The organism is Cutibacterium sp. LaCa_286 (assembly GCF_057198075.1).
The window spans coordinates 781,580-802,213 of the sequence record NZ_CP191091.1; the positions used below are offsets into that span (position 1 = coordinate 781,580).

Genomic DNA, 20,634 nt, shown 5'->3' on the forward strand with positions numbered 1-20,634 from the left:
CCATCAGGAGGTTTCATGCCCACCCGTCCACCCCGTCTCGTCGGGGCCGAACGTCAGGCCATGGCGCGTGAGCTTGCCCATCGCTACGAACAGGGCGCGTCGATCCGGGCTCTGGCCCGAGAGATTGGACGATCCTACGGTCTGTGTCAGAGGTTGCTGACGGAGGCCGGGGTGCAGTTTCGGGCTCGTGGTGGGGCCAATCCAGCATCGCCACAGGTTCGGGCCCAACAGGCCCATCGTTCAGAAGGCCCCAGCCACGGCCCAATGACTGGCCCGGATTCCCCTGCCCGTGAGCAGTCCCATGACGAGGCCCGTGAGCATCCCCAGGACGAGAAGGGTGTCATTCCTCCCGACCCGTCGGAGCCCCAGGAGGACCCCGACGCTCCCTCGACGTCCGAACTCAAGTCTGACCTCAAGAAGGCCAGGAAACACGCCAAGGCTGCGCGACACAAGGCTGACAAGGCTCGTCGCAAGGCCAGGAAGATCAAGAAGAACGGTGCCTCGAAGGCCAAGCGCAAGGCAGCGGTCAAGAAGGCCAAGCGCAAGGCTCGCAAGGCTGAGAAGGCGCAGCGAGTGTTCGAACAGGCCGAGTCGGCGCTGGAACGGGCCCGGCACTCGGCGAGGAGCCGTCCGGCGGCCGATGCCGGAGAATGACCCTTGCCGGGGTGGGACGTGGCGTCCTCAGGCGCCTTCACCCATCGGACTCCTTCGCCGCATGTGATGCCGTCCTGCGCAGTGTGGTCACCTCCAGGGCAACGGTGACATCCACCGAGTCATCCAGGTGCGCAGCAGCGGCATGGTGGGCGCTCGGTCCCATGGCCACGACGTCGGCGGCCAGGTCTGGTTCGAGTGTCACCGTCCTGCGAATGTGATCGCGAGCCACCGGTTCGAAGGATCCGGACAATGACGCGAGCAGGGTGGACTGCTTGTGTGGCGCGACCGAGATCATCCTTGTGAGGTCCCTCAACTGCATCAGGTGGTCCGCCATGGGGGTGACGACGACGAGGGTTCCCCCGTCGTGGAGGACGCGAGCGAACTCGGCACGGTTGCGTGGCGCGAAGATGCACATGATCGCGTCCACCTGGCCGTCGCGCAGCGGGATCTGCTGCCAGGTGTCGGCCACCACGGCAGACATCCGGGGATGGGCCACGGCAGCGCGTCGCACCGCAGCGGGGGAGATGTCGGTCGCCAATCCCTGTGCCGGTGCGCCCAGCCTGTCCAGCACCGCTGCCAGATGAAACCCGGTTCCGGCACCCACCTCAAGAATGCGGCGTGCGCCGTGCAGACGACGGGCCAGCAGATCGTCCACCGGGTCGAGCAACCCGCTGGACAGCACTCGGGTGCGGGCGTCAAGCATCGCGGCGGTGTCGGCATTGACGCCGGCCGGACCAGCCGTCATGGTGGCATATCCCTGCCTGGCCACGTCAATGGTGTGGCGGTGCGGGCAGACAAGGCTGGTGCCGTCCGCCGTGAGTCGCTGCCAGCAGCCTTGCCGGGCACACACGGGGCAGGCCAACCAGTCGATGACCGGTTCCAGACGCTCAATGTGTGCGACCATGTCTCTCCTCGGTGGGCATGTACAGCGACTGTACCCTGCCCCCAGCACACGGCGGTCTGGCGTCAACGCCATCCGTGAGGTTTCTGTGCCGAAGTCTGGTAACAGGGCCGAAGGGTGAGCAACAGGAGTGCGAGCACCGGGGGAGCAGCACCGACACGCAACTGCAGGGAGAATTCGGCACCAACTGATTTCAACCCGTCCGAATTTCAGCCCGTCGCGACTTTTGACCCAGCGCTGGGCGTCAGAGCGCCCAGCGCGCTAGGTTTACGGTATGAGCGAACAGCAAGTCAATGCAGGCCGTGTCGCCCTGGTCACTGGCGGATCCCGAGGAATCGGCGCTGCCATCGCCGCTGCACTGGCCCAGGCAGGCTACCGAGTTGCCGCCACCAGCCGATCTGGGAAGGCCCCCGACGGTGTGCTTCCGGTGGTGTGTGACGTCACCGACTCCGAATCCGTGGACCACGCCTTCACCACCGTCGAGGAGCAGCTCGGACCGGTCGAGGTGCTCGTCGCCAACGCTGGGGTTACCCGCGATGGGCTGCTGGCACGCATGAAGGAGGACGACTTCACCTCGGTCGTCGACACGAATCTCACCGGCACCTACCGGGTCGTGCGTCGAGCCGCCCGTGGCATGACACGAGCCCGGTTCGGCCGAATTGTCGCGATCTCCTCGGTGGTGGGGCTGCTGGGTTCCGCCGGTCAGGTGAACTACGCCGCCTCCAAGTCCGCAATGATCGGTCTGGCCCGCTCGGTGGCCCGGGAACTGGGGTCACGTGGCGTCACCGCGAACCTCGTCGCTCCCGGATTCATCAACACCGACATGACCGCCGGGCTGCCGGAGAAGACCGTCGCGAGCTATCTCGAACGCATCCCCGCCAAGCGGTTGGGTGAGGTGGACGACGTCGTCGCCGCTGTGAAGTTCCTCGTCAGCGACGAGGCCGGCTACATCAACGGAACCGTGCTGCCCGTCGACGGTGGCCTGGTCATGGGGCACTGACCACAGCTCAGCCAACAGCTTGCGTGGCACCCAGCAGTCATGACCGAGGCCAGTCACGACTGAGGCCAACAATTCACGATCACAATTCTCTGAAAGGAATGTTCATGGGACTCCTTGACGGACGCACCATCCTCGTCACCGGTGTGACGATGCCCACCTCCATCGCGTTCCGCGCCGCCCAGCTCGCCCAGCAGGAGGGTGCCCGGGTCATCGTCTCCAATCTGGAGCGGGCCATCGGCGCCACCCGACGGGCCGTGCGCCGACTCGACGTCGAACCAGACGTCATCGAGCTCGACGTCACCGATGCCGATCAGCTGACGGCCCTGCCGTCGGTGCTCAACGATCTTGGTGTGGACAAGCTCGACGGTGTCGTCCATGCCATCGCCTTCGCCAACCCGGAACGTGCCCTGGGTGGTGCCTTCCTGAGCACCGAGTGGGACGACGTCGATGTCGCGCTGCACACCTCGACCTACTCCTACGTGGCGCTGGCTCGCGCCCTGGCACCGATGCTGACGCAGGACGCCTCGGTCGTCGGACTCACCTTCGACGCCACCGTCAGCTGGCCGTTCTACGACTGGATGGGGGTGGCCAAGGCAGGTCTGGAGTCGGCCAACCGCTACCTCGCCCGATACCTCGGCAAGGACGGCATTCGCTGCAACCTCGTGGCAGCCGGCCCGCTGGACACCGTTGCCAAGAAGGCCATCCCGGGGGCCTCGCAGTTCAACGACGTCTGGTCCGAACGTGCCCCGCTGGGCTGGGACCCCAAGGACAGCACGGCCGTGGCCAGGGCGATCGTCTCCCTGCTCTCGGACTGGTTCCCCGCCACCACCGGCGAGATGATCCACGTCGACGGCGGTCTGCACTCCACCGGGGCCTGAGAAACCACCTCCCTCGGCACTGGCGAAGATCTGCACCGCCCGACGCACTCACGTTCCGTGCCCTCGGCCCCTGAGAACCCGGCCCTTGAGGGTCGGGGAGGGGATCAGTGTGGTGGACGGGCGGTTCTGGGCCACGCCGTTGCGGCAGTGATGGCCTGTCCTGCGGCGTGGCGCAGGTGGTACAGCGCATCCAGCCTGGTTCGCACGCCGTGGGCGGTGAGTACCTCGTGCGCCGAGTCCAGCCCGGCCTGGCATGCGTGCCACACCGTCCAGGCCGTCTCCAGCACGGCCTGGTCCCCGCTGGAGTATCCGCTGCCGAGCCGGGGAGCCACGGTGTCCGGACGCTCACCGGCGCTCAGCCCCAGACCCTCCAGCAGGTCGGCCGTATGACGCATCTGGGCGCGCAGTTCCTGCAGCGCCTCCAGAGGTGACATCGGGGGCAGTGGGGGATTGGCCCGTAGGATCCGCCAGTGGACACCGTGCCCCACCCTGGTGCCGATCCACATCGTTCCTGCCCACGCACCTTGGTGACAGATCACCGCTGTCCCGGTATCGAGAGCCTCGGAGACGATCCGTGCCGGGCCACGCAGCCCGGCGTAGTTGCCGGGAGTGGGCAGCACCAGCTCCCAGGCGGTCGGTGCCTCGGGGTCCGTGCGTACGATGCCGGCTGCTGCGCTTTCCGGCGCACGTGTATGATCGATTCCTCCGTGCTCCAACCGTGCCAAGGCCTGACGGATGGGCAGGGAGGCGATGGGATCGTGGTCGGGCAGCGCCAACAACTCATCCGGATCGTTGACGTGGTGGGCCACCGCCCACCGGTTGAGGTGTTCCTCGGCGTGGGCTGCCGTCGTGGTGCCAGCCGCCAGCGCATTGAGCAGACAGGTCAGACGCAACGAAATCTCGAGCACCCCACGAGGATATGCGCGCGGCACTGGTTGAGGCAGCTCGTGGTGAGGTAGGTTCGCTGTCATGAGTGCAGTGGTGCAGCTGGCCGATGTCACCGTGCGGCGCGGGAACAATGTGATCCTCAACGACCTCGACTGGACCGTCATGGACGACGAACGTTGGGTGATCGTCGGCCCCAACGGTGCTGGCAAGACGACCCTGCTGCAAATCCTCGCGGCCCAGACGTTTCCCACCACTGGCCTGGTGGGAATTCTGGACGAGATCCTCGGCACGGTCGACGTCTTCGACCTGCGTCCCCGGATCGGCATGTGTTCGTCTGCGCTGGCACACCGCATCCCCGACGAGGAAACCGTGCACGACCTCATCGTGTCGGCTGCCTGGGCGGTGCTCGGCCGCCGTGGCGAGACCTACGACCCCACCGACGAGGCCCGCGCCGATGAACTCATCGCCCGAATGGGGCTGGCCGGTAAGCAGACGCGCCGTTACGGGACCCTCAGCGAGGGGGAACGCAAACGGGTGGAGATTGCTCGGGCCCTCATGACCGACCCGGAACTGCTGCTGCTCGACGAACCCGCAGCGGGGCTGGACCTTGCCGGACGAGAACAGTTGGTCTCGGTACTCGGGGAACTGTGCACCGATCCGACAGCTCCCGCCACGGTGCTCGTCACCCACCATCTGGAGGAGATCCCGGCTGGGATCACCCATGCCCTGGTCCTGGACGAGGGACGGATCGTGCAGGCTGGCCCGATCGAGCAGATCCTCACCGCCGAGGTGCTCGGCACGGCATTCGGGTTGCCGCTGGTGGTGAGCCATGATGACGGGCGATGGAGCGCTCGGGCGGTGCGGTGAGGCATGAGCCTGTTTGACGACAACGCCTGGATCGGCTGGTTGCTGGCCGCAGCTGTGCTCGGTTGCCTCGAGATGCTCACGGCAGACTTCACCCTGCTCATGGTGGCGGTCGGAGCTGCGGCTGGAGCAGCTGCCGCTGCAATTGCTCCCGATATGTGGGTGGTACAGGTCGTGGTGGCTGCCCTGGTCGCCGGACTGTTGCTCGCCCTGCTACGCCCCACCCTGCTGCGCAGGGTGCGTGACTCGGTGGGCTACCGCTCCTCCTTGGACATTCTGGTCGGATCGACGGGATATGCCCTCGGCGAGATCACCGACCATTCCGGGACGGTGCGCGTCAACGGAGACACGTGGACGGCACGACTCGTGGATGCGGCAGGCCCAGTCGAGGACGGGGACCGTGTCGAGGTGTACGCCGTGGAGGGGACGACGTTGCTCGTCTATCCGAGCGATGGCCAGCTTGATCACGCACGTGGGCGGTGACGTCCGATTCCCCCTCACCCGACGGATGTACTGCCAGTGGCAGAATGGGCCATGCGCGATTCTGGGTGGACGAGGTGACACCTGAATTCGCCTCACACGCTGTGCAGAGAGGAAGCGGTCGTGCCTGGAGGAGTCATCGTCGCCGTCATCATTCTGGCCGTCGTCCTGGTGGCCATTGGATCGACCATCAAGATCATCAGCCAACAACAGATCGGTCTGGTGGAACGGCTCGGGAAGTACCATCGTCGTCTCAATCCCGGACCACACCTCATGCTCCCCTTCATCGACCGAGTCAGGTACACCCTTGACATGCGCGAGCAGGTGGTCCCGTTCCCGCCGCAGGGCGTCATCACCGAGGACAACCTCATGGTCAACATCGACTCGGTGATCTACTTCCAGATCGTCGACCCGGAGCGCGCAGCCTATGAGGCCCAGTCGTACAAGACGGCCATCGAACAGCTGACAATGACCACCTTGCGCAACATCATCGGCGGTATGGACATGGAGGCCGCTCTCACCAGCCGTGAGGAGATCAACCAGAAGCTACGTCTCGTCCTCGACGAGGCCACCGGCAAGTGGGGCATCAAGGTCAATCGCGTTGAACTGCGTGCCATCGAGCCGCCGCCCACCATTCGCGACGCCATGGAGAAGGGTGCCCGTGCCGAGCGCGACAAGCGGGCCTCGATCCTGTTGGCCGAGGGACAGCGGCAGTCACAGATCCTTGCTGCCGGCGGTGACCGGGAGTCGGCCATCCTGCGTGCCCAGGGTGAGCGAGAGGCGGCCGTCCTGCAGGCTCAGGCAGACCGTCAGGCCCAGATGCTGCGTGCCGAGGGCGAGGCCCAGGCCATCACGACCGTGTTCAACGCCATTCATGCCGGGCAGCCGGATCAAGGACTGCTGGCCTACCAGTACATGCAGATGTTGCCGGAGTTGGCTCACGGTGACTCCAACAAGGTGTGGGTCGTCCCATCCGAGCTCAACGACGCCCTGCGTGGTTTGGGCTCGATGGTTGGCCACGGTGAGTCGGAGGAGGGAACGGGCTCGTATCACACTGCCGATCCGACGCATTTCCAGCCCCCGGAGAAGATCGACGTCTTTTCCGAGATCGAGGCCCAGAAGGCCGACGAGAAGAAGTCGTCCGACGCAACCGTGCAGAAAGCCATTGACGAGGCGGCCAAACTGGAATCGCCCGGGAATCGTCCCCGCATGACCCGACGTGCTCAACCGCAGCAGGTCGGCCCCGGCAGTGATCGGCAGACCAGCAACACGCAGCTGACCACGACCCCTGATGAGGGGTCGCCATCTGCTCGCGGTGACGACGTCGCCTCCGCCCACGGCGACTCAGATTCCGACCGCGGCACCAACCATCCTGCTCATGATGACGAATCCGATGAACCTCGGCAGCAGTCCCGGGGCCAGGAGGGTGACGACCCGGAGCAGGGATGAGACGTCGGGGCGTTCCCGGGGGACGTGTCTCCCCGGAAGCCCTGGTCACTGCTGCGAACATGCGGCACGCCGGGCAACGGTGTGACAACTGTGGATCCCCACCGATCGGCGGCTGTCCGTTCGACAGCCCGATCAGCCCCGTGCAGCAAATGAACCCGTCAGTCCCGTGCAGTGACGAATCGCGTCAGCTCTGTGCGCTGACTGCTGCGGCCAAGGACGTCGGGCGCGGGAGGGCGGCGTGGCCAAGGATCACGCCACATGGTTCTGGGCAGCCTCCCACCGGCGTGCGTAACGGCCGGCAAGGCTGCCACAGGCGATGAGCTGAGCCATGTGGAAGAGCATGAGCGGTAGGACGATGAGACCGACCGGTTGTCCTGCGAACAGCACGGTGGCCATCGGCAGACCGGTCGCCAAGGACTTCTTGGTACCGCAGAACTGCACGGCGATCCGATCCTCGCGAGTGAATCCCAGCCAGCCCGGCACCGCCCAGGTGAACCACAGCATGAACCCGAGAACCACCAGGCACACGACGATCACCGCCACCAACGACCGTGTGGTCACCAGCGACCACATGTGTTCACGCATTCCCTCCGAGAACGCCGAGTACACGACAACGATGATGACGCCTTGGTCCACGAACTTCAGCGGCTTCTTGTGTTCCGTGACGAAGCCGGCCGTCCATCGTCGTGACAGCTGACCCAGGATGAAGGGAAGCAACAGCTGGATGGCGACGTCGAGCAGGGACGAGGCCTGGATCTGCAGCCCGCCACTGGTCGACATGAGCAGCATCGCCAGGACTGGCGTGATGAATGTACCCAGCAGGTTGGACGTCGTGGCGGCGACGATGGCACCGGCGATGTTGCCGTGGGCGATCGAGGTGAAGTTGATTGACGACTGCACCGTGGAAGGCACCAGACACAACCACATGACACCGGTGTGGAGAGCCGGAGTCAGCGCCCAGGGTACGAGGACCCTCAGCGCCAGACCGATGAGGGGAAAGGCGATGAAGGTGAATGCCATGATGAGCCTGTGCATCCGCCAGTTCTTCAGGCCCTCAAGGGTTTCGGAGGGGTGCAGGCGTGCGCCGTAGAGGAAGAACAGTGCGAAGACCAGAACCTTCACCGCCCAGTCGAGGACCGGAACCATGAATCCCCGTGCCGGTAACAGGCAGGCGATGACGGCCGTCACCACGATTGCGGTGACGAATCCGTCGATGGGCAGATGGCGCTTGGTGCTCATGGCCGCCACTTTATGGCAGGGCGATGAGTGATTTCTGCGCTGGAGACCGTCCGGGCCACGTGTGGTGCCCCAGGTGTGGGTAGGTTGTCTGCGTGGCTTGCTTCATTGAGATCAACGATTCATCCGACGAGCGACTGGCCGACTACGTCCAATTGCGCGACGTCAACCTGCGGCGCAGCCTGGAGGCCGAGCATGGACTGTTCATCGCCGAGGGGGCCAAGATCATCCGACGGGCGGGGGAGGCCGGGTACCAGCCACGATCGTTCCTGCTCGCACCGCGCTGGATCGATGGGCTGCGCGACATCCTGGACGCCGTCGACGTGCCGGTCTACGTGGTGAGCGAGGCCTTGGCCGAGCAGATCACCGGATTCCACGTCCATCGTGGGGCTCTGGCATCGATGCGGCGGGAGACCCGCTGGCAGATGGCGGACTTGATGGACGTCGACCGGCTCGTCGTGTGCGAGGACATCGTCGATCACACCAACGTCGGGGCCATCATTCGGTGCGCGGCCGGTCTGGGTTGGGACGGTGTGCTGCTGGCCCCTCGGGCTGCCGACCCGCTGTACCGACGTGCCGTCAAGACATCGATGGGGACGGTCTTCTCGCTGCCCTGGGCCCGTATGGAGGACTGGAGGGGTGGGCTTGACGAGCTCAGGGAGCGCGGATTCACGGTGGTTGCCATGGCCCTGTCGGACGATGCCGTCTCCCTGCCGCAGTTCGTCCGGCAGCAGGCTCGCGAACCACACCGGATCGCGCTGCTCATGGGAACCGAGGGGTCGGGTCTGTCCTCGCGATGGATCGATCAGGCCGATGTCATCGTCACCATCCCGATGGCGCGTCAGGTCGACTCCCTCAACGTCGCAGCCGCCGCTGCCGTGGCCTGCTACGCGATGGGTCCGGGGGAGTGACCCTTTTCAGTCTGGGGACGAACCACGGCTGCGCCGTTGCCGACATGCCCGCCACAGAGTGACCCCTCAGTCCGGGGGCGAATGTTTGCCACTTCGCGGCGCCGGAGTCAGCGAGGGGCCAGCAGAGACGGGGGCAGCGCGTAGTGGCATCAACCCTTGGGATGGATCGGCCAGTCGTCGGGGTAGAGGTGGGCTCGTCCCTCGTGCTGCTCGTCAAGCTTGCGACGCGAACGCTTGGAGAGGCGATCCCCGAAGACGATGCCATTGCAGTGATCGGTCTCGTGCTGCAGACACCGCGCGAAGAATCCGGTGCCGGTGACCGTGAGCGGATTGCCCCACGGATCCTGCCCCTCGCAGGTGGCATGGTCGGGACGTGCCAACGGGCTGAAACCGCCGGGCCACGACAGGCACCCCTCCTCGGAGGAGACGAGGCGACGATCCCTGCCCTCGGGCAGCGTGACGACGGGGTTGCAGACGGCTCCGTGGTGCATGACATTGTCGTCGTCGGGGCAGACGTACACGAACAGCGCAATTCCCAGGCCAACCTGGGTGGCTGCGAGCCCCACACCGTCGGCAGCATCCATCGTGGTGAACATGTCACGGATGAGGTCGTGCAGGTCGGTGTCGAAGTCGGTGACCGGTTTGGTCCGGGCATGCAGGACGGGCTCGCCCCACCTCGTCACCCGGCGCAGGGAACCACCGGTGAACAGATCTTCCCAACGGGGATCGTCAGTCGGGGTGTGCTTCTTCATGAAAACTCCTGCAGGTCGTCGGCCAGTTGGTCATGACGTGAGCCCCGGTGCTGACGGGTGTGGTGCCGTCCCCTGGGGCCATGCGAACTCATCGACTCATTGTGCCACCTTCGCCCCGCTGCGTCGTTCGTGGTTCCACGTCGAAGCATGGCGGCCCCATGCATGGCGGCCCCATGATCGGGGGGGTTTCCCACCGTGCGTGGCCTGCGCAGGGGCTGGCTCGTTCCAGCCCACGTGTGAAGGGCTCTTCTGCAAATGGCGTGGCTCACTCAGGGGTGGGTTCGCTGGAGACAATTCGGTTGGAGGCATCGGCCTCTGAGCGTGGTCCACGCAGGAGCTGGCTCGTTCCACCGCACGAGTGAATGGATCTTCTGCCAATGACAGGCCCCGCAAGGGTGGGCTCGCTGCTCGGGCACCAGGTGAGATTCCCACCGATGGTTTTCTCCTTGTGAAGTACCGAATTGGCCGGTCGAGTCCACGGTGTGCGGCCGGTCCCGCCTCACCCCAGCGTTGGACCGATGAGGACCCTGCTCGCTCCCGGAAGATCGAGCCGAAGTCGTTGCCGCCACCCCTCGCTGGATCTGTGCAGGCACAGCACAGCTCCGTCAGCCTGTTCGGCAACCCACAGTTGGTCTCCGTCGCTGGTGAGGTCACGTGGCTGGACGCCGCCCAGCGGGAACTCGTCGATGAGTTTGTGATGGCCCAATGGCCCGGAGAGCACGCCACATGTTCCGACGCCTCGATTGGCCACCAACAGCTGGCCATCGGGGCCCGGAACGATTGCCGAGGGCACGGCAGTCGTATCTGACGAACTCGGCGTCTGGTCCACCAGACGCCAACCCCGTGACCAGGCGTCCTCGCTGGCCCGTCGGGACCAGCTCTGCACCGAGGCCGAGAGTTCACCGGAGACCGTGAGGATCTGTTTGGAACGATCCCGGGTGAGCAGGGCGTGACGTGGCCCCAGGCCAGCGGGAGCAGCAAGTTCACCGGTCTGTTCCAGTCCCAGACCCGACAGCCTGAGGAACCGCACCGCGTCGGCCCCCAGGTCGGTGACGGCAAAATGCGTGCGATCCAGCCACAGGATGTGGTGCGGATGTGCCGAGTCCTGTCGTCCTGCAACCGGCCCTTCTCCCTCGACATGGGTATGGGCGATGATCTGCGGATCGGTTCCCCACTGGTCGACCTGCACCACGCTGACCTCACCGGACTCGTAGTGGGCCACGGCCAGGAGCCGTCCGGTGGGATCGATGGCACAGTGACACGGTTGTCCACCGCCAAGATCGCACTCGCTGACGATTCTCAGGCCGGGGCTCATCACCCAGAGGTGGTGGTCGTGCTCTCCTAGCACCGCCAGATGGTTGCCCATCGGACTCACCCAGCTGGCATCGCCCAACTCGACCCAGCCGGTCTGTTGCGCGGTTGGTGTGGCGGCAGGATCGTCCCCATCGTTCGTGACGAGCCAGGTGGTCAGGCCACCTGGTGTCGTTGCTCCAGATCCTTCTGGGGCGCGGGTGTTGGCAGAACTGGCGAGTACCGGAGTGGTCGACATGGGTAGAGCTTAGGGGATTCGTCGTGGCTGCTCGATCGATTCTGGTGGACGTGTCACAGTGGAGGCGATGACCAACCAACATGATGTCGGTGACCTGCCGTCCGCCCTGCGCGTGCCGGTGGACGACTTCTGTGCAGACATGGAGCTTGCCCGGCGATCCGACAACACCATTCGTGCCTACCGACGCGACCTCACCTCGTTGATGACATGTGTTCATGACTGCGGGGTGGACGCCCTGCCGAGCATCGCCGTCACCGATGTGCGAACCTGGCTGGCCAGTCTGCATGACGACGGAAAATCCCCAGCGACGATCCAACGTCACTGGGCAGCTGCGCGCAGCTTCTTCCGCTGGGCCAGGACGCATGGTTTCATCGAGGCCGATCCTTCTGCCGGAGTGCGCTCCGCCAAGGTTCCCAAGCGGCTGCCGCAGGTGCTCGGTGCCGAACAGGCTGCTCGCATCATGGACCAGGCCGTCGCGGCTGCTCAGGACGACGAATCCCCCCGAGGTTGTCGCGATGCCGCCATACTCGAGGTGCTCTACGGTAGCGGCATTCGAGTCTCCGAGTTGTGCGGGTTGGATCTTTCCGATCTGGATCGTGGCCGTGCGACGGTGCGGGTGCTTGGCAAGGGCAACAAGCAGCGCACGGTCCCACTGGGTGATCCGGCATGGCAGGCCCTGGATCGATGGTTGCCACGACGAGGGGAGTGGGTCACTGCGGCCTCCGGTCAGGCCGTCATACTGGGGGTGCGTGGTGGGCGGATCGATCCCCGGGTGGTGCGCCGCGTCGTCCACACCCACCTCCGACTCGATGAGGACGCCCCCGACCTTGGTCCGCATGGTCTGCGACACGCCATGGCGACCCATCTGCTCGAAGGCGGGGCGGATCTTCGATCGGTGCAGGAAATGCTTGGCCACGAATCGTTGGCGACCACGCAGATCTACACCCATGTGTCCAATGAACGCCTGCAGGCCGCCTTCCGACTGGCCCATCCGCGCGCCTGACGGTGGCGACGGGGACGCACGGCTGGAAGCCCAGCTCGTTTGCGTCCTGATCGGAGGCCCGGCTCGTTCGTGCCCTGACGATGACTCCTGATGATGACGTGGCCCGGTGTGACCTCATGACCTGCTCCCATCCGTGCCTCACTCAGCGTGTTGCCAGGTAGGGCAGCGGATCGACGAGGTGGCCGTCTCGTTCCAGCCCCAGGTGCAGATGGCACCCGGTCGAGAATCCGGTGGAGCCGACGCGTCCCAGCACCTGGCCACGCAGCACGACCGATCCCTGGCCCACCCCGATGCTCTCCAGATGGTTGTACGTGGTGCGCAGGTGGGTCGATCCCACCGTGCCGTGATCGACGATGACGCGGTTTCCCCAGGCCCGAGTGCTGCCCACCCACACCACCCGTCCGGTGTACGCCGCGTGTACCGGCGTGCCACATCCGGAAGCCAGATCCACGCCGTCGTGCAATTTGCGCACATGGGTGACCGGATGCACCCGATACCCGAACGGCGAGGACACCGGACCGGGCACCGGCCGCAACAGTGCCGAGGCCCCGCCCATCCCCGCGGCCGAGGGAAGACTCGCCGGATCGAACACCTCGGTCGGAGCTGGGTCCGGATCGGGCTTGCTGCCCGTTGGCAGGAGCCGAACCGGTACCTGCCCGATCAGGGACAATGGGTTCTCGTAGCCCCCATCCTTCTTCAGCCCCCAGTGCAGGCACGACGTCTGGCAGTGGGTGTTGGGCAGCACATGTCCGATCACCTGGCCGGCATGTACGACGTCTCCCACCTGGACCGACGGCTCCACCGGCATGTGCGTGAGGCGTCGCCCGTCGGGCATGAGGATGACGACGACACGGTTGGTCGCCACCTGGCCGGCGACCACGACGACACCGGCCACCGCAGAGCGTACTGGTGCACCTGCCGAGGCCTGTAGGTCCACACCACGATGTCCGGGCAACCACGGCTGGTCGGGTGGGTCGAATCCTCTGACCACCGCTCCGGGAACTGGGGGCTGTGCATGCGCGGGTGTCGTGCGCGCTCCCACGGCCAGTGCCGTTGTCGCCATCGGTTTCATGAGCAGTACGGCGCACACGATCGTCACCAACCACCCAGTGACCAGAGCACGGGGGTGCGACAGACGGGATGATGTCGAGGCCGACGTCGGGTGCTCCGGCATCGATCTGGGCCAGCCGCGGCACGATTCTGTTCGGGACGTCGGGGCTGGGTCGACCGGCACGACACCGGCGTGGGTGGGGCATGGGACCTTGGTGCGCGGCGGTGGTACGGCATGGCAACGGTGGTGCCATGATCTGGGCTGTGTCAGGGTTCTCACGATGGGAATCATTGAGAGCCGGGCCGTCATCCGGCAGTTTTTCCGACGCCTGTGGACAACGCCGTCACCGTGTGACACCTGCCTGTGGACAGCGTGACCGGCAGCGAGATCTCAGGAGTCTGGTCTGTCGTGGACGGCAGGTCGGTCCTCGAATGGAGTCTGGTGGGGCTCATGACGTAGACTGCTGGTGCAGTCTGGGGTCATCTTGGACTGACTTCGCATGCGTCTGTCCCGTGAAGGGGCCTGTCGCCTTGGTCTCGTCCACGGACGAGCGGTGTCAGGCAGGCGCGTCAGGCGATGACGCATCGGGCGTCATCGGTCAACCGTTCGGTGCCACCTTTCGGGTGCACCCTGATCATGGAAGGACACGGTCATGGCCGTCGTCACCACTCGTCAACTGCTCGAGAGCGGAGTCCACTTCGGACACCAGACCCGTCGCTGGAACCCGAAAATGAAGCGTTTCATCTTCACCGAGCGCAATGGCATCTACATCATCGACCTGCACCAGTCGCTGACCTACATCGACAAGGCCTACGCCTTCGTCAAGGAGACCGTGGCCAAGGGTGGCCAGATCCTCTTCGTCGGCACGAAGAAGCAGGCCCAGGAGTCCATCGCCGAGCAGGCGAGCCGGGTTGGCATGCCCTACGTCAACCAGCGTTGGCTCGGTGGCATGCTCACCAACTTCCAGACCATCTCCAAGCGCATCGCCCGCCTCAAGGAGCTCGAGGCCATGAACTTCGACAAGTCCGGCGGCACCGGCCTGACCAAGAAAGAGCTGCTCATGCTCTCTCGCGAGAAGGACAAGCTGGCCAAGGACCTCGGCGGTATCCGTGACATGGGCAAGCTTCCCCAGGCCGTCTGGATCGTCGACACCAAGAAGGAGCACCTCGCCATCGACGAGGCCCGCAAGCTGCGCATCCCGGTGGTCGCCATCCTCGACACCAACTGCGACCCCGACGAGGTCGATCACCCCATCCCCGGCAACGACGACGCCATCCGCTCCGTCTCGCTGCTGACCCGCATCATCGCCGACGCCGCTGCCGAGGGCCTCATGGCTCGTTCCCAGGGCAAGTCCGGTGAGGAGTCCGCCCAGGCCGAGCCCATGCCTGACTGGGAGCGTGAACTCCTGGAGGGCAAGGACAAGCCTGCCGCCCAGGCCGAAGCCCCCAAGGAGGAGTCCACCGAGGCTGCTGAGAAGCCCGAGTCCGCCGAGAAGTCCAACTGAGGTACAAGCACCACCGAGAGGATGACATCCATGGCCATCAAGGCTGCTGATGTGAAGAAGCTGCGCGACGCCACCGGCGCGGGCATGATGGACGCCAAGAAGGCTCTCACCGAGGCTGACGGTGATTTCGACAAGGCCGTTGACCTGCTGCGTGTCGCTGGCCAGGCCAAGGCCGCCAAGCGCTCCGACCGTGAGGCTGCCAACGGGCTGGTCGTCGGCGCCGGCAATGCCCTGGTCCAGATTGGTTCGGAGACCGACTTCGTCGCCAAGAACGCCGACTTCGTCGCCACCGCCGACAAGATCGCCAAGGCTGTTGACGTCGCCAAGGCCGATTCCAAGGATGCTGCCGCCCAGGTGCAGCTCGACGACGGCAAGACCGTTGCCCAGACCCTTGAGGACCTGGCCGGCACCATCGGCGAGAAGATCGAGCTGGCCGACGCCGCCTACTTCGAGGGCAACGCCCACATCTACCTGCACCGCCGCTCCCAGGACCTGCCGCCCCAGGTGGGTGTCATGGTGGAGTACACCGGTGAGGACACCGAGGCCGTTCACGGCGTCTGTCTGCAGATTGCCGCGATGAACCCGCGTTGGGTCAACCGTGACGAGGTGCCCGCTGACGTCATCGATCACGAGCGCACCGTCGCCGCCGACATGGCTCGCGAGGAGGGCAAGCCCGAGAAGATCATCGACCGCATCGTCGAGGGTCGTCTGGGCGGCTTCTACAAGGAGAACTGCCTGCTCGAGCAGCCGGCCGTCTCCGACGACAAGAAGTCCGTCGGTGACCTGCTCAAGGCTGCTGGTGTCACCGTGACGCGTTTCGTGCGCCTGTCCGCTGGCGAGTGAGTCGCATCCCACGGTTTCTGCAGGGTCCTGCCACCTCGGTGGCGGGGCCCTGTTGTTCGTGTGCGGGCATCTGATCTGCGATGTCCTCTGCACGTCGTGCCGCCAAGTCGCTCGCTCCCACGTGTCGCGATAGGCTTTGGGTGACGCACCAGCGACCTAGGAGAGAGATGTCAACCCCTTATCATCGTGTTCTGCTGAAACTTTCCGGCGAGGTTTTCGGCGGTGGAGGGGTCGGTGTTGATCCGCATGTCGTCGACACCAAGGCCAAGGAGATCGCCGAGGTCGTCGCCGGGGGCACTCAGGTGTCCATCGTCGTTGGCGGGGGCAACTTCTTCCGTGGTGCCGAACTGCAGCAGAGCGGCATGGATCGAGATCGTGCCGACTACATGGGCATGCTCGGCACCGTCATGAACTGCCTTGCCCTGCAGGACTTCCTGGAGAAGACCGGCACCCCAACTCGTGTGCAGACCGCCATCCACATGGCCCAGGTGGCCGAACCCTACATCCCGCGTCGCGCCGAGCGTCACATGGAGAAGGGGCGAGTCGTCATCTTCGGTGCTGGCTCCGGTATGCCGTACTTCTCCACCGACACGGTGGCCGCCCAGCGTGCCTTGGAGATTGGCGCCGATGCACTCCTCATGGGCAAGCAGGGGGTGGACGGCGTCTACGACCGTGACCCTGCCAAGGACTCGTCCGCCACGAAGTTCGACGACCTCACCTATGACGAGTTCCTGGCTCGTGACCTCAAGGTTGCCGACGCCACCGCCGTCGCCATGGCGCGAGACAACGACTTGCGCATGATCTTCTTCAATCTTGAGACCCCGGGCAACATCGGCCGGGTCGTCAATGGAGAACCCATTGGGACGACGGTCCACTGAGACCCGCACCCTCACTCACGACCTACGGAAGGACCTCACCATGACTGACGACGCAATCAAGGAAGCTGGCCGCAAGATGGAGGCCAGCGTGGACCACACTCGCGAGGAGTTCGCGACCATTCGAACCGGCCGTGCCAATCCCAAGATGTTCGACACGCTGATGGTCGAGTACTACGGCACTCCCACCCCGCTGCAGCAGCTGGCCACCTTCCAGGTGCCCGAGGCTCGCACCATCCTCATCGCCCCGTTCGACAAGGGCTGCATCAACGAGGTCGAGAAGGCCGTGCGCGACTCCGATCTGGGGGTCAATCCGTCCAGTGACGGCAATGTGGTGCGCTGCGTGCTGCCACAGCTGACGGAGGAGCGCCGCAAGGAGTACACCAAGATGGCCAAGGCCAAGGCTGAGGAAGGCCGAATCGCCATCCGCGCCATCCGTCGCTCCACCAACGACCTCTTCAAGAAGCAGGAGAAGGAGAAGGAGATCTCCGAGGACGACCTGGCTCGGCTGGAGAAGGAACTCGATCAGGTGACCAAGCGTCACGTCGAGCAGATCGACTCCCTGCTCAAGGTCAAGGAGCAGGAACTGCTCGAAATCTGACGGGGTTGCCAGTGAGCGAGAAGAAGTCCTCAACCGGCCGGAGTGGCTCGGAGCAGCAGAAACCGTCAGCGGGTCGCGCCGGTCGCGATCTGCCAGCGGCGATCGCCTCCGGTGTCATCCTGGCCGGAGCCGTCATCGCCACGGTGGGATGGTGGCACTGGGGATTCGTCTTCCTGCTCGCAGCCGTCCTGTGTGCCGCGACGGTCGAGCTGCATCGGGCCATGAATCGTATCGGCATGACGTCGGCCGTCGTGCCGATCTGCATCGGGGTGGTCGTCATGGTGATCGGCGCCTATGCCGCGTCGATCCGGACGGTGCCGATCCCCCCCAACACCTTTCTCATTGCTGCACTGGGGCTGACGACGGGGTTGGCCATGTTGTGGCGACTGCCACGCGGGGCACGGGGATTCGTCGGTGACGTCGCCGCCAGTCTGTTGACGATCGCCTACGTTCCGCTGCTGGGCAGTTTCATCCCGCTCATGATGGGCGACGATCAAGGGCCTCGACGCATCATTACGTGGATGTTGTGCATCGTCGGCTCCGACACCGGCGGGTATGCCGTTGGGGTGCTGCTCGGACGTCACCCCATGGCCCCCAGGATCAGCCCGAAGAAGAGTTGGGAGGGGTTCATCGGATCAGTGGTCACAGCAGCCCTGGTGGGGATCGGACTCACGGTGTGGTTGCTGCACGGCCACTGGTGGATCGGGCTCGTCCTTGGCGTGCTGCTGGCGGTGTTCGGCACCGCTGGCGATCTCGTCGAGTCCATGGTCAAACGCGACGTGGGCCTCAAGGACATGTCGAATTTCATCCCCGGTCACGGGGGAGTGATGGATCGGCTCGACTCCCTGCTGTTCTCCGCCCCGGTGGGCTGGCTCGTCATGACACTGTGCCTGTGACGTGTCTGTGGCCTCGGTGACGCCGGCCGGTTTCAGCGTGCTCGACCACGGTTGGGGACGAGAACGGTGAGGATCTCATGAATGGGGATGGTGGTCGCGTCGGACTTGGTGAGGGTAGTCGTGCCGCTCTTGCCCAGCACGCTCCAGGTGATGGTCCAGGGCGTCGTGGCGGTGACGGTGTAGCTGTGGTCGCCCTTGGGGAGCGTGGCGTAGCGGTAGCCGCAGGTCGGTGAATCGGCGTCGGGATCAACGTGCGGATTCCAAGATGTGGTCCTGGTGCAGGTCACCGTGTGGCCGTCACCCATGGCGAAGGAGATGGGACGTCGGGTGGCGGTGAGACGGACCGGATATCCCTCGACGGTCATGGTGCGAGTCATGGTGGTGGCATTGTCACGGGTGCGTAGCCACAAGGGCTGTCCGATGGCCAGGGTGTGCCACTTGTTGAGGTTCGGGCTGGGCTCGACGATGGGCGTGGGCTGGGGCAGGTTGAGCCCCAACATGGCTCGACGAGCCAGCAGCTCAGGATCTGGAGCCGGCGCGACGGCAGCAGGCTTCCCCGGTTTTGATGGCTTTGCCGTGGCGGGGTCGCCAACGATGCAACTGTGCACGGCTTTGTCGCGAGCGTCGGCCTGGCTGTGGTTGGGGGCACCATCAATGGTGTCGGTGAGCATCCGGGCAATCTCCTTGCATTTGGCAATGCGTTCGCGTTCCCGACGTGCGACCTCGGCAGATTCCTTGGCTGTCGAGTGGCTATTGATCGTGGTGTGGGCGTGGGGACTTTTGGCACCGGAACCACGGTTTCTGGTACCCGAACCACCTGGGCGGGTTCGGGTGACGGTAACATCGATTTCCGCATCATTTTTTGATGTATTAGTTCTGATAATACTATCGATACTGTCATTCGTATCGGAAAAAGATGGGATTTCTTGTTGAAGAGGATGCATGACTGCAAGAGTAAGTGTGAGTGCTACTTGCATGACTCGACATCCGCTCCGTCGAAGTAGACCTGTTTGACCTTGCCATCGGTGGTGTATTGATAAGTGCTACGGAAGATCGTGGCAAGACCATGGCTCTCCTTCCCATTTCTCACGTTAGTGAGTCCTCTCCAGTCCTCACATGCCTGTAAGGTCGTACCTTTTGGATGATTTGAGGGGGTTGGAATTTGGTGTATGTTTGATATTCTATACTTTCCTGATCTCCATCCAATCTTATTTTTTGCGAGAATATTTAAAGAAGTGGAGTGCTTTTTTAGCGCCTCCCCCTGTGAGTAATCGCTTAATTCTTTCGGTACAGGTCCATCGGGTGTGAATGTCCCCTGCTTGTGTATTTGATAGATGTTCTCCATGAGTGTGGCGTATGTCTTGACGGCCTCGTCATAGGGCACGGGTGCCCCTTCGGCATGACTGAGATCCAAGCTGGGCCGATGGCTGGGAGTCGGAGGGGAAGCAGGAGCGTCTGTGTTGTGGCCGCAGGCAGTGCAGGCAGCCAGCACTGTAGCAAGTGCTGCGGTGATGGCAGTGGCATGTCGAAGTGTCATGGGTCCTCACCTGAGAAAATGGGGATGTGAATGAGGTCTGCGTGGACACTTCTGTCATATGCGGGCCACTCATCGCGGTGACAGGGTTGATCGTCACATTTCATCTGTGGGTGCACAGGAATTCATCCACGTGTCACCAGATGGCCAGGCGGTCAGATTTCTGGGTGGGGCGGAGGCACCCAGCCGTCACAACGGCACAGTGAGGCATGGGAAAGATGCTGGTCTCAGGAAGTACGACGTCAGAAGGTCGCCATCGAAGTGATCGATTCGTGTCCTGGGTGTGAGTCCGATGAGGACCCAAGGGCCTTACCCCTGGTGAGAAGCCTGCTGTGCCTTGGCCGTGCATTTTCCGCACGTCCCGTACAGCTCGATGTCGTGGCCGGTAAGGGTGAATCCATGATCGGTGGCGATGTTACGAGCCCACTGCTCGATGGTGGAGTCAGCCTCGATTTCCACGGCTGTCCCGCACTGGCTGCACACCAGGTGATGATGGTGGGTGGGGGAGCAGCGGCGGTACGTCATCTCGCCCTCGGGGGTGCGGATGGCGTCGAGCTCGCCATCATCGGCCATGGCCTGCAGATTGCGATAGACGGTTGCCAGGCCGACGGAGACGTCACCATCACGCAGCGCGTCGAACACCTGTTGGGCAGTCATGAACGACGATTCATCCTGGAACACGGCACTGATGGCCAGTCGCTGTTTGGTGGTGCGACGTCCAGTGCGAGGTGTGGCCACGATTCGTCCTTCCATCAGGTTTGGCCG

General features: G+C 64.4%; 21 protein-coding genes. 13 read left to right on the forward strand and 8 right to left on the reverse strand.

What is annotated here, in order from left to right; genetic code table 11:
- Positions 1-15: 15 nt before the first annotated feature.
- The gene (locus tag ACP8JZ_RS03330) at positions 16-654 is read left to right on the forward strand and encodes a helix-turn-helix domain-containing protein (protein ID WP_323462914.1); all 639 of its coding nucleotides are present in this window, start codon (positions 16-18) and stop codon (positions 652-654) included.
- Between the two features lie 37 nt (positions 655-691).
- Here the strand turns inward: ACP8JZ_RS03330 and ACP8JZ_RS03335 are convergent, their stop codons facing one another.
- Positions 692-1,399: a methyltransferase domain-containing protein gene (locus tag ACP8JZ_RS03335; protein ID WP_484482793.1), complete on the reverse strand. Its 708-nt coding sequence runs from the start codon at positions 1,397-1,399 to the stop codon at positions 692-694.
- A 430-nt stretch (positions 1,400-1,829) separates the two neighbouring features.
- On the opposite strand from ACP8JZ_RS03335, the gene fabG reads away from it, so the two are divergent.
- Together fabG and fabI are read left to right on the forward strand one after the other, a co-directional pair.
- The gene (gene fabG, locus ACP8JZ_RS03340; RefSeq protein WP_021103086.1) at positions 1,830-2,555 is read left to right on the forward strand and encodes a 3-oxoacyl-ACP reductase FabG; all 726 of its coding nucleotides are present in this window, start codon (positions 1,830-1,832) and stop codon (positions 2,553-2,555) included.
- A gap of 104 nt (positions 2,556-2,659) precedes the next feature.
- Entirely contained in the window at positions 2,660-3,433 is a 774-nt protein-coding gene (gene fabI, locus ACP8JZ_RS03345; RefSeq protein ID WP_023035527.1) for an enoyl-ACP reductase FabI, read from the forward strand.
- 104 nt (positions 3,434-3,537) lie between these two features.
- On the opposite strand, the gene ACP8JZ_RS03350 is transcribed toward fabI, so the two are convergent.
- Positions 3,538-4,341: a hypothetical protein gene (locus tag ACP8JZ_RS03350; RefSeq protein ID WP_484482681.1), complete on the reverse strand. Its 804-nt coding sequence runs from the start codon at positions 4,339-4,341 to the stop codon at positions 3,538-3,540.
- 61 nt (positions 4,342-4,402) lie between these two features.
- Here ACP8JZ_RS03350 and ACP8JZ_RS03355 point away from each other — a divergent pair, with 61 nt between their 5' ends.
- The 3 genes from ACP8JZ_RS03355 (at position 4,403) to ACP8JZ_RS03365 (ending at position 7,114) form a co-directional block, all read left to right on the forward strand.
- Entirely contained in the window at positions 4,403-5,188 is a 786-nt protein-coding gene (locus ACP8JZ_RS03355; RefSeq protein WP_484482682.1) for an ABC transporter ATP-binding protein, read from the forward strand.
- Positions 5,189-5,191: 3 nt separating this feature from the next.
- The gene (locus ACP8JZ_RS03360) at positions 5,192-5,668 is read left to right on the forward strand and encodes an NfeD family protein (RefSeq protein ID WP_484482683.1); all 477 of its coding nucleotides are present in this window, start codon (positions 5,192-5,194) and stop codon (positions 5,666-5,668) included.
- A gap of 135 nt (positions 5,669-5,803) precedes the next feature.
- On the forward strand, positions 5,804-7,114 hold the full coding sequence (locus ACP8JZ_RS03365) for an SPFH domain-containing protein (protein WP_484482794.1): 1,311 nt from the start codon (positions 5,804-5,806) through the stop codon (positions 7,112-7,114).
- 249 nt (positions 7,115-7,363) lie between these two features.
- Here ACP8JZ_RS03365 and ACP8JZ_RS03370 read toward each other — a convergent pair whose 3' ends face one another.
- Positions 7,364-8,353, reverse strand: coding sequence for a bile acid:sodium symporter family protein (locus ACP8JZ_RS03370; RefSeq protein WP_484482684.1), 990 nt, complete (start codon positions 8,351-8,353; stop codon positions 7,364-7,366).
- Between the two features lie 92 nt (positions 8,354-8,445).
- On the opposite strand from ACP8JZ_RS03370, the gene ACP8JZ_RS03375 reads away from it, so the two are divergent.
- Positions 8,446-9,261: a TrmH family RNA methyltransferase gene (locus tag ACP8JZ_RS03375; RefSeq protein ID WP_484482685.1), complete on the forward strand. Its 816-nt coding sequence runs from the start codon at positions 8,446-8,448 to the stop codon at positions 9,259-9,261.
- Positions 9,262-9,410: 149 nt separating this feature from the next.
- Here the strand turns inward: ACP8JZ_RS03375 and def are convergent, their stop codons facing one another.
- Positions 9,411-10,013, reverse strand: coding sequence for a peptide deformylase (gene def, locus ACP8JZ_RS03380; RefSeq protein WP_484482686.1), 603 nt, complete (start codon positions 10,011-10,013; stop codon positions 9,411-9,413).
- 499 nt (positions 10,014-10,512) lie between these two features.
- Entirely contained in the window at positions 10,513-11,562 is a 1,050-nt protein-coding gene (locus ACP8JZ_RS03385; RefSeq protein ID WP_484482687.1) for a lactonase family protein, read from the reverse strand.
- 67 nt (positions 11,563-11,629) lie between these two features.
- Between ACP8JZ_RS03385 and ACP8JZ_RS03390 the strand changes: the two genes are divergently transcribed.
- Positions 11,630-12,565, forward strand: a complete 936-nt coding sequence (locus tag ACP8JZ_RS03390; RefSeq protein ID WP_484482688.1) for a tyrosine recombinase XerC — start codon at positions 11,630-11,632, stop codon at positions 12,563-12,565.
- A gap of 142 nt (positions 12,566-12,707) precedes the next feature.
- Here ACP8JZ_RS03390 and ACP8JZ_RS03395 read toward each other — a convergent pair whose 3' ends face one another.
- On the reverse strand, positions 12,708-13,664 hold the full coding sequence (locus ACP8JZ_RS03395) for a M23 family metallopeptidase (RefSeq protein ID WP_484482689.1): 957 nt from the start codon (positions 13,662-13,664) through the stop codon (positions 12,708-12,710).
- 604 nt (positions 13,665-14,268) lie between these two features.
- On the opposite strand from ACP8JZ_RS03395, the gene rpsB reads away from it, so the two are divergent.
- From rpsB to ACP8JZ_RS03420, 5 genes are all read left to right on the forward strand, one after another.
- A complete protein-coding gene (gene rpsB / locus ACP8JZ_RS03400; protein ID WP_484482690.1) occupies positions 14,269-15,120 on the forward strand; it encodes a 30S ribosomal protein S2 in 852 nt (283 codons plus the stop codon).
- 30 nt (positions 15,121-15,150) lie between these two features.
- Positions 15,151-15,963, forward strand: coding sequence for a translation elongation factor Ts (tsf, locus tag ACP8JZ_RS03405; protein ID WP_323460221.1), 813 nt, complete (start codon positions 15,151-15,153; stop codon positions 15,961-15,963).
- 167 nt (positions 15,964-16,130) lie between these two features.
- Positions 16,131-16,841 (forward strand): UMP kinase, encoded by a 711-nt coding sequence (gene pyrH / locus ACP8JZ_RS03410; protein ID WP_021103100.1) that lies wholly within the window; start codon positions 16,131-16,133, stop codon positions 16,839-16,841.
- Between the two features lie 40 nt (positions 16,842-16,881).
- On the forward strand, positions 16,882-17,439 hold the full coding sequence (frr, locus tag ACP8JZ_RS03415) for a ribosome recycling factor (RefSeq protein WP_021103101.1): 558 nt from the start codon (positions 16,882-16,884) through the stop codon (positions 17,437-17,439).
- 89 nt (positions 17,440-17,528) lie between these two features.
- Entirely contained in the window at positions 17,529-18,335 is an 807-nt protein-coding gene (locus ACP8JZ_RS03420; RefSeq protein WP_410173171.1) for a phosphatidate cytidylyltransferase, read from the forward strand.
- A gap of 32 nt (positions 18,336-18,367) precedes the next feature.
- Here ACP8JZ_RS03420 and ACP8JZ_RS03425 read toward each other — a convergent pair whose 3' ends face one another.
- Positions 18,368-19,006 carry a hypothetical protein gene (locus ACP8JZ_RS03425; RefSeq protein WP_484482691.1) on the reverse strand — a complete coding sequence of 213 codons (639 nt, stop codon included), beginning with the start codon at positions 19,004-19,006 and terminating at the stop codon, positions 18,368-18,370.
- Positions 19,007-20,178: 1,172 nt separating this feature from the next.
- Entirely contained in the window at positions 20,179-20,607 is a 429-nt protein-coding gene (locus ACP8JZ_RS03430; RefSeq protein ID WP_023035512.1) for a Fur family transcriptional regulator, read from the reverse strand.
- Positions 20,608-20,634 lie beyond the last annotated feature (27 nt).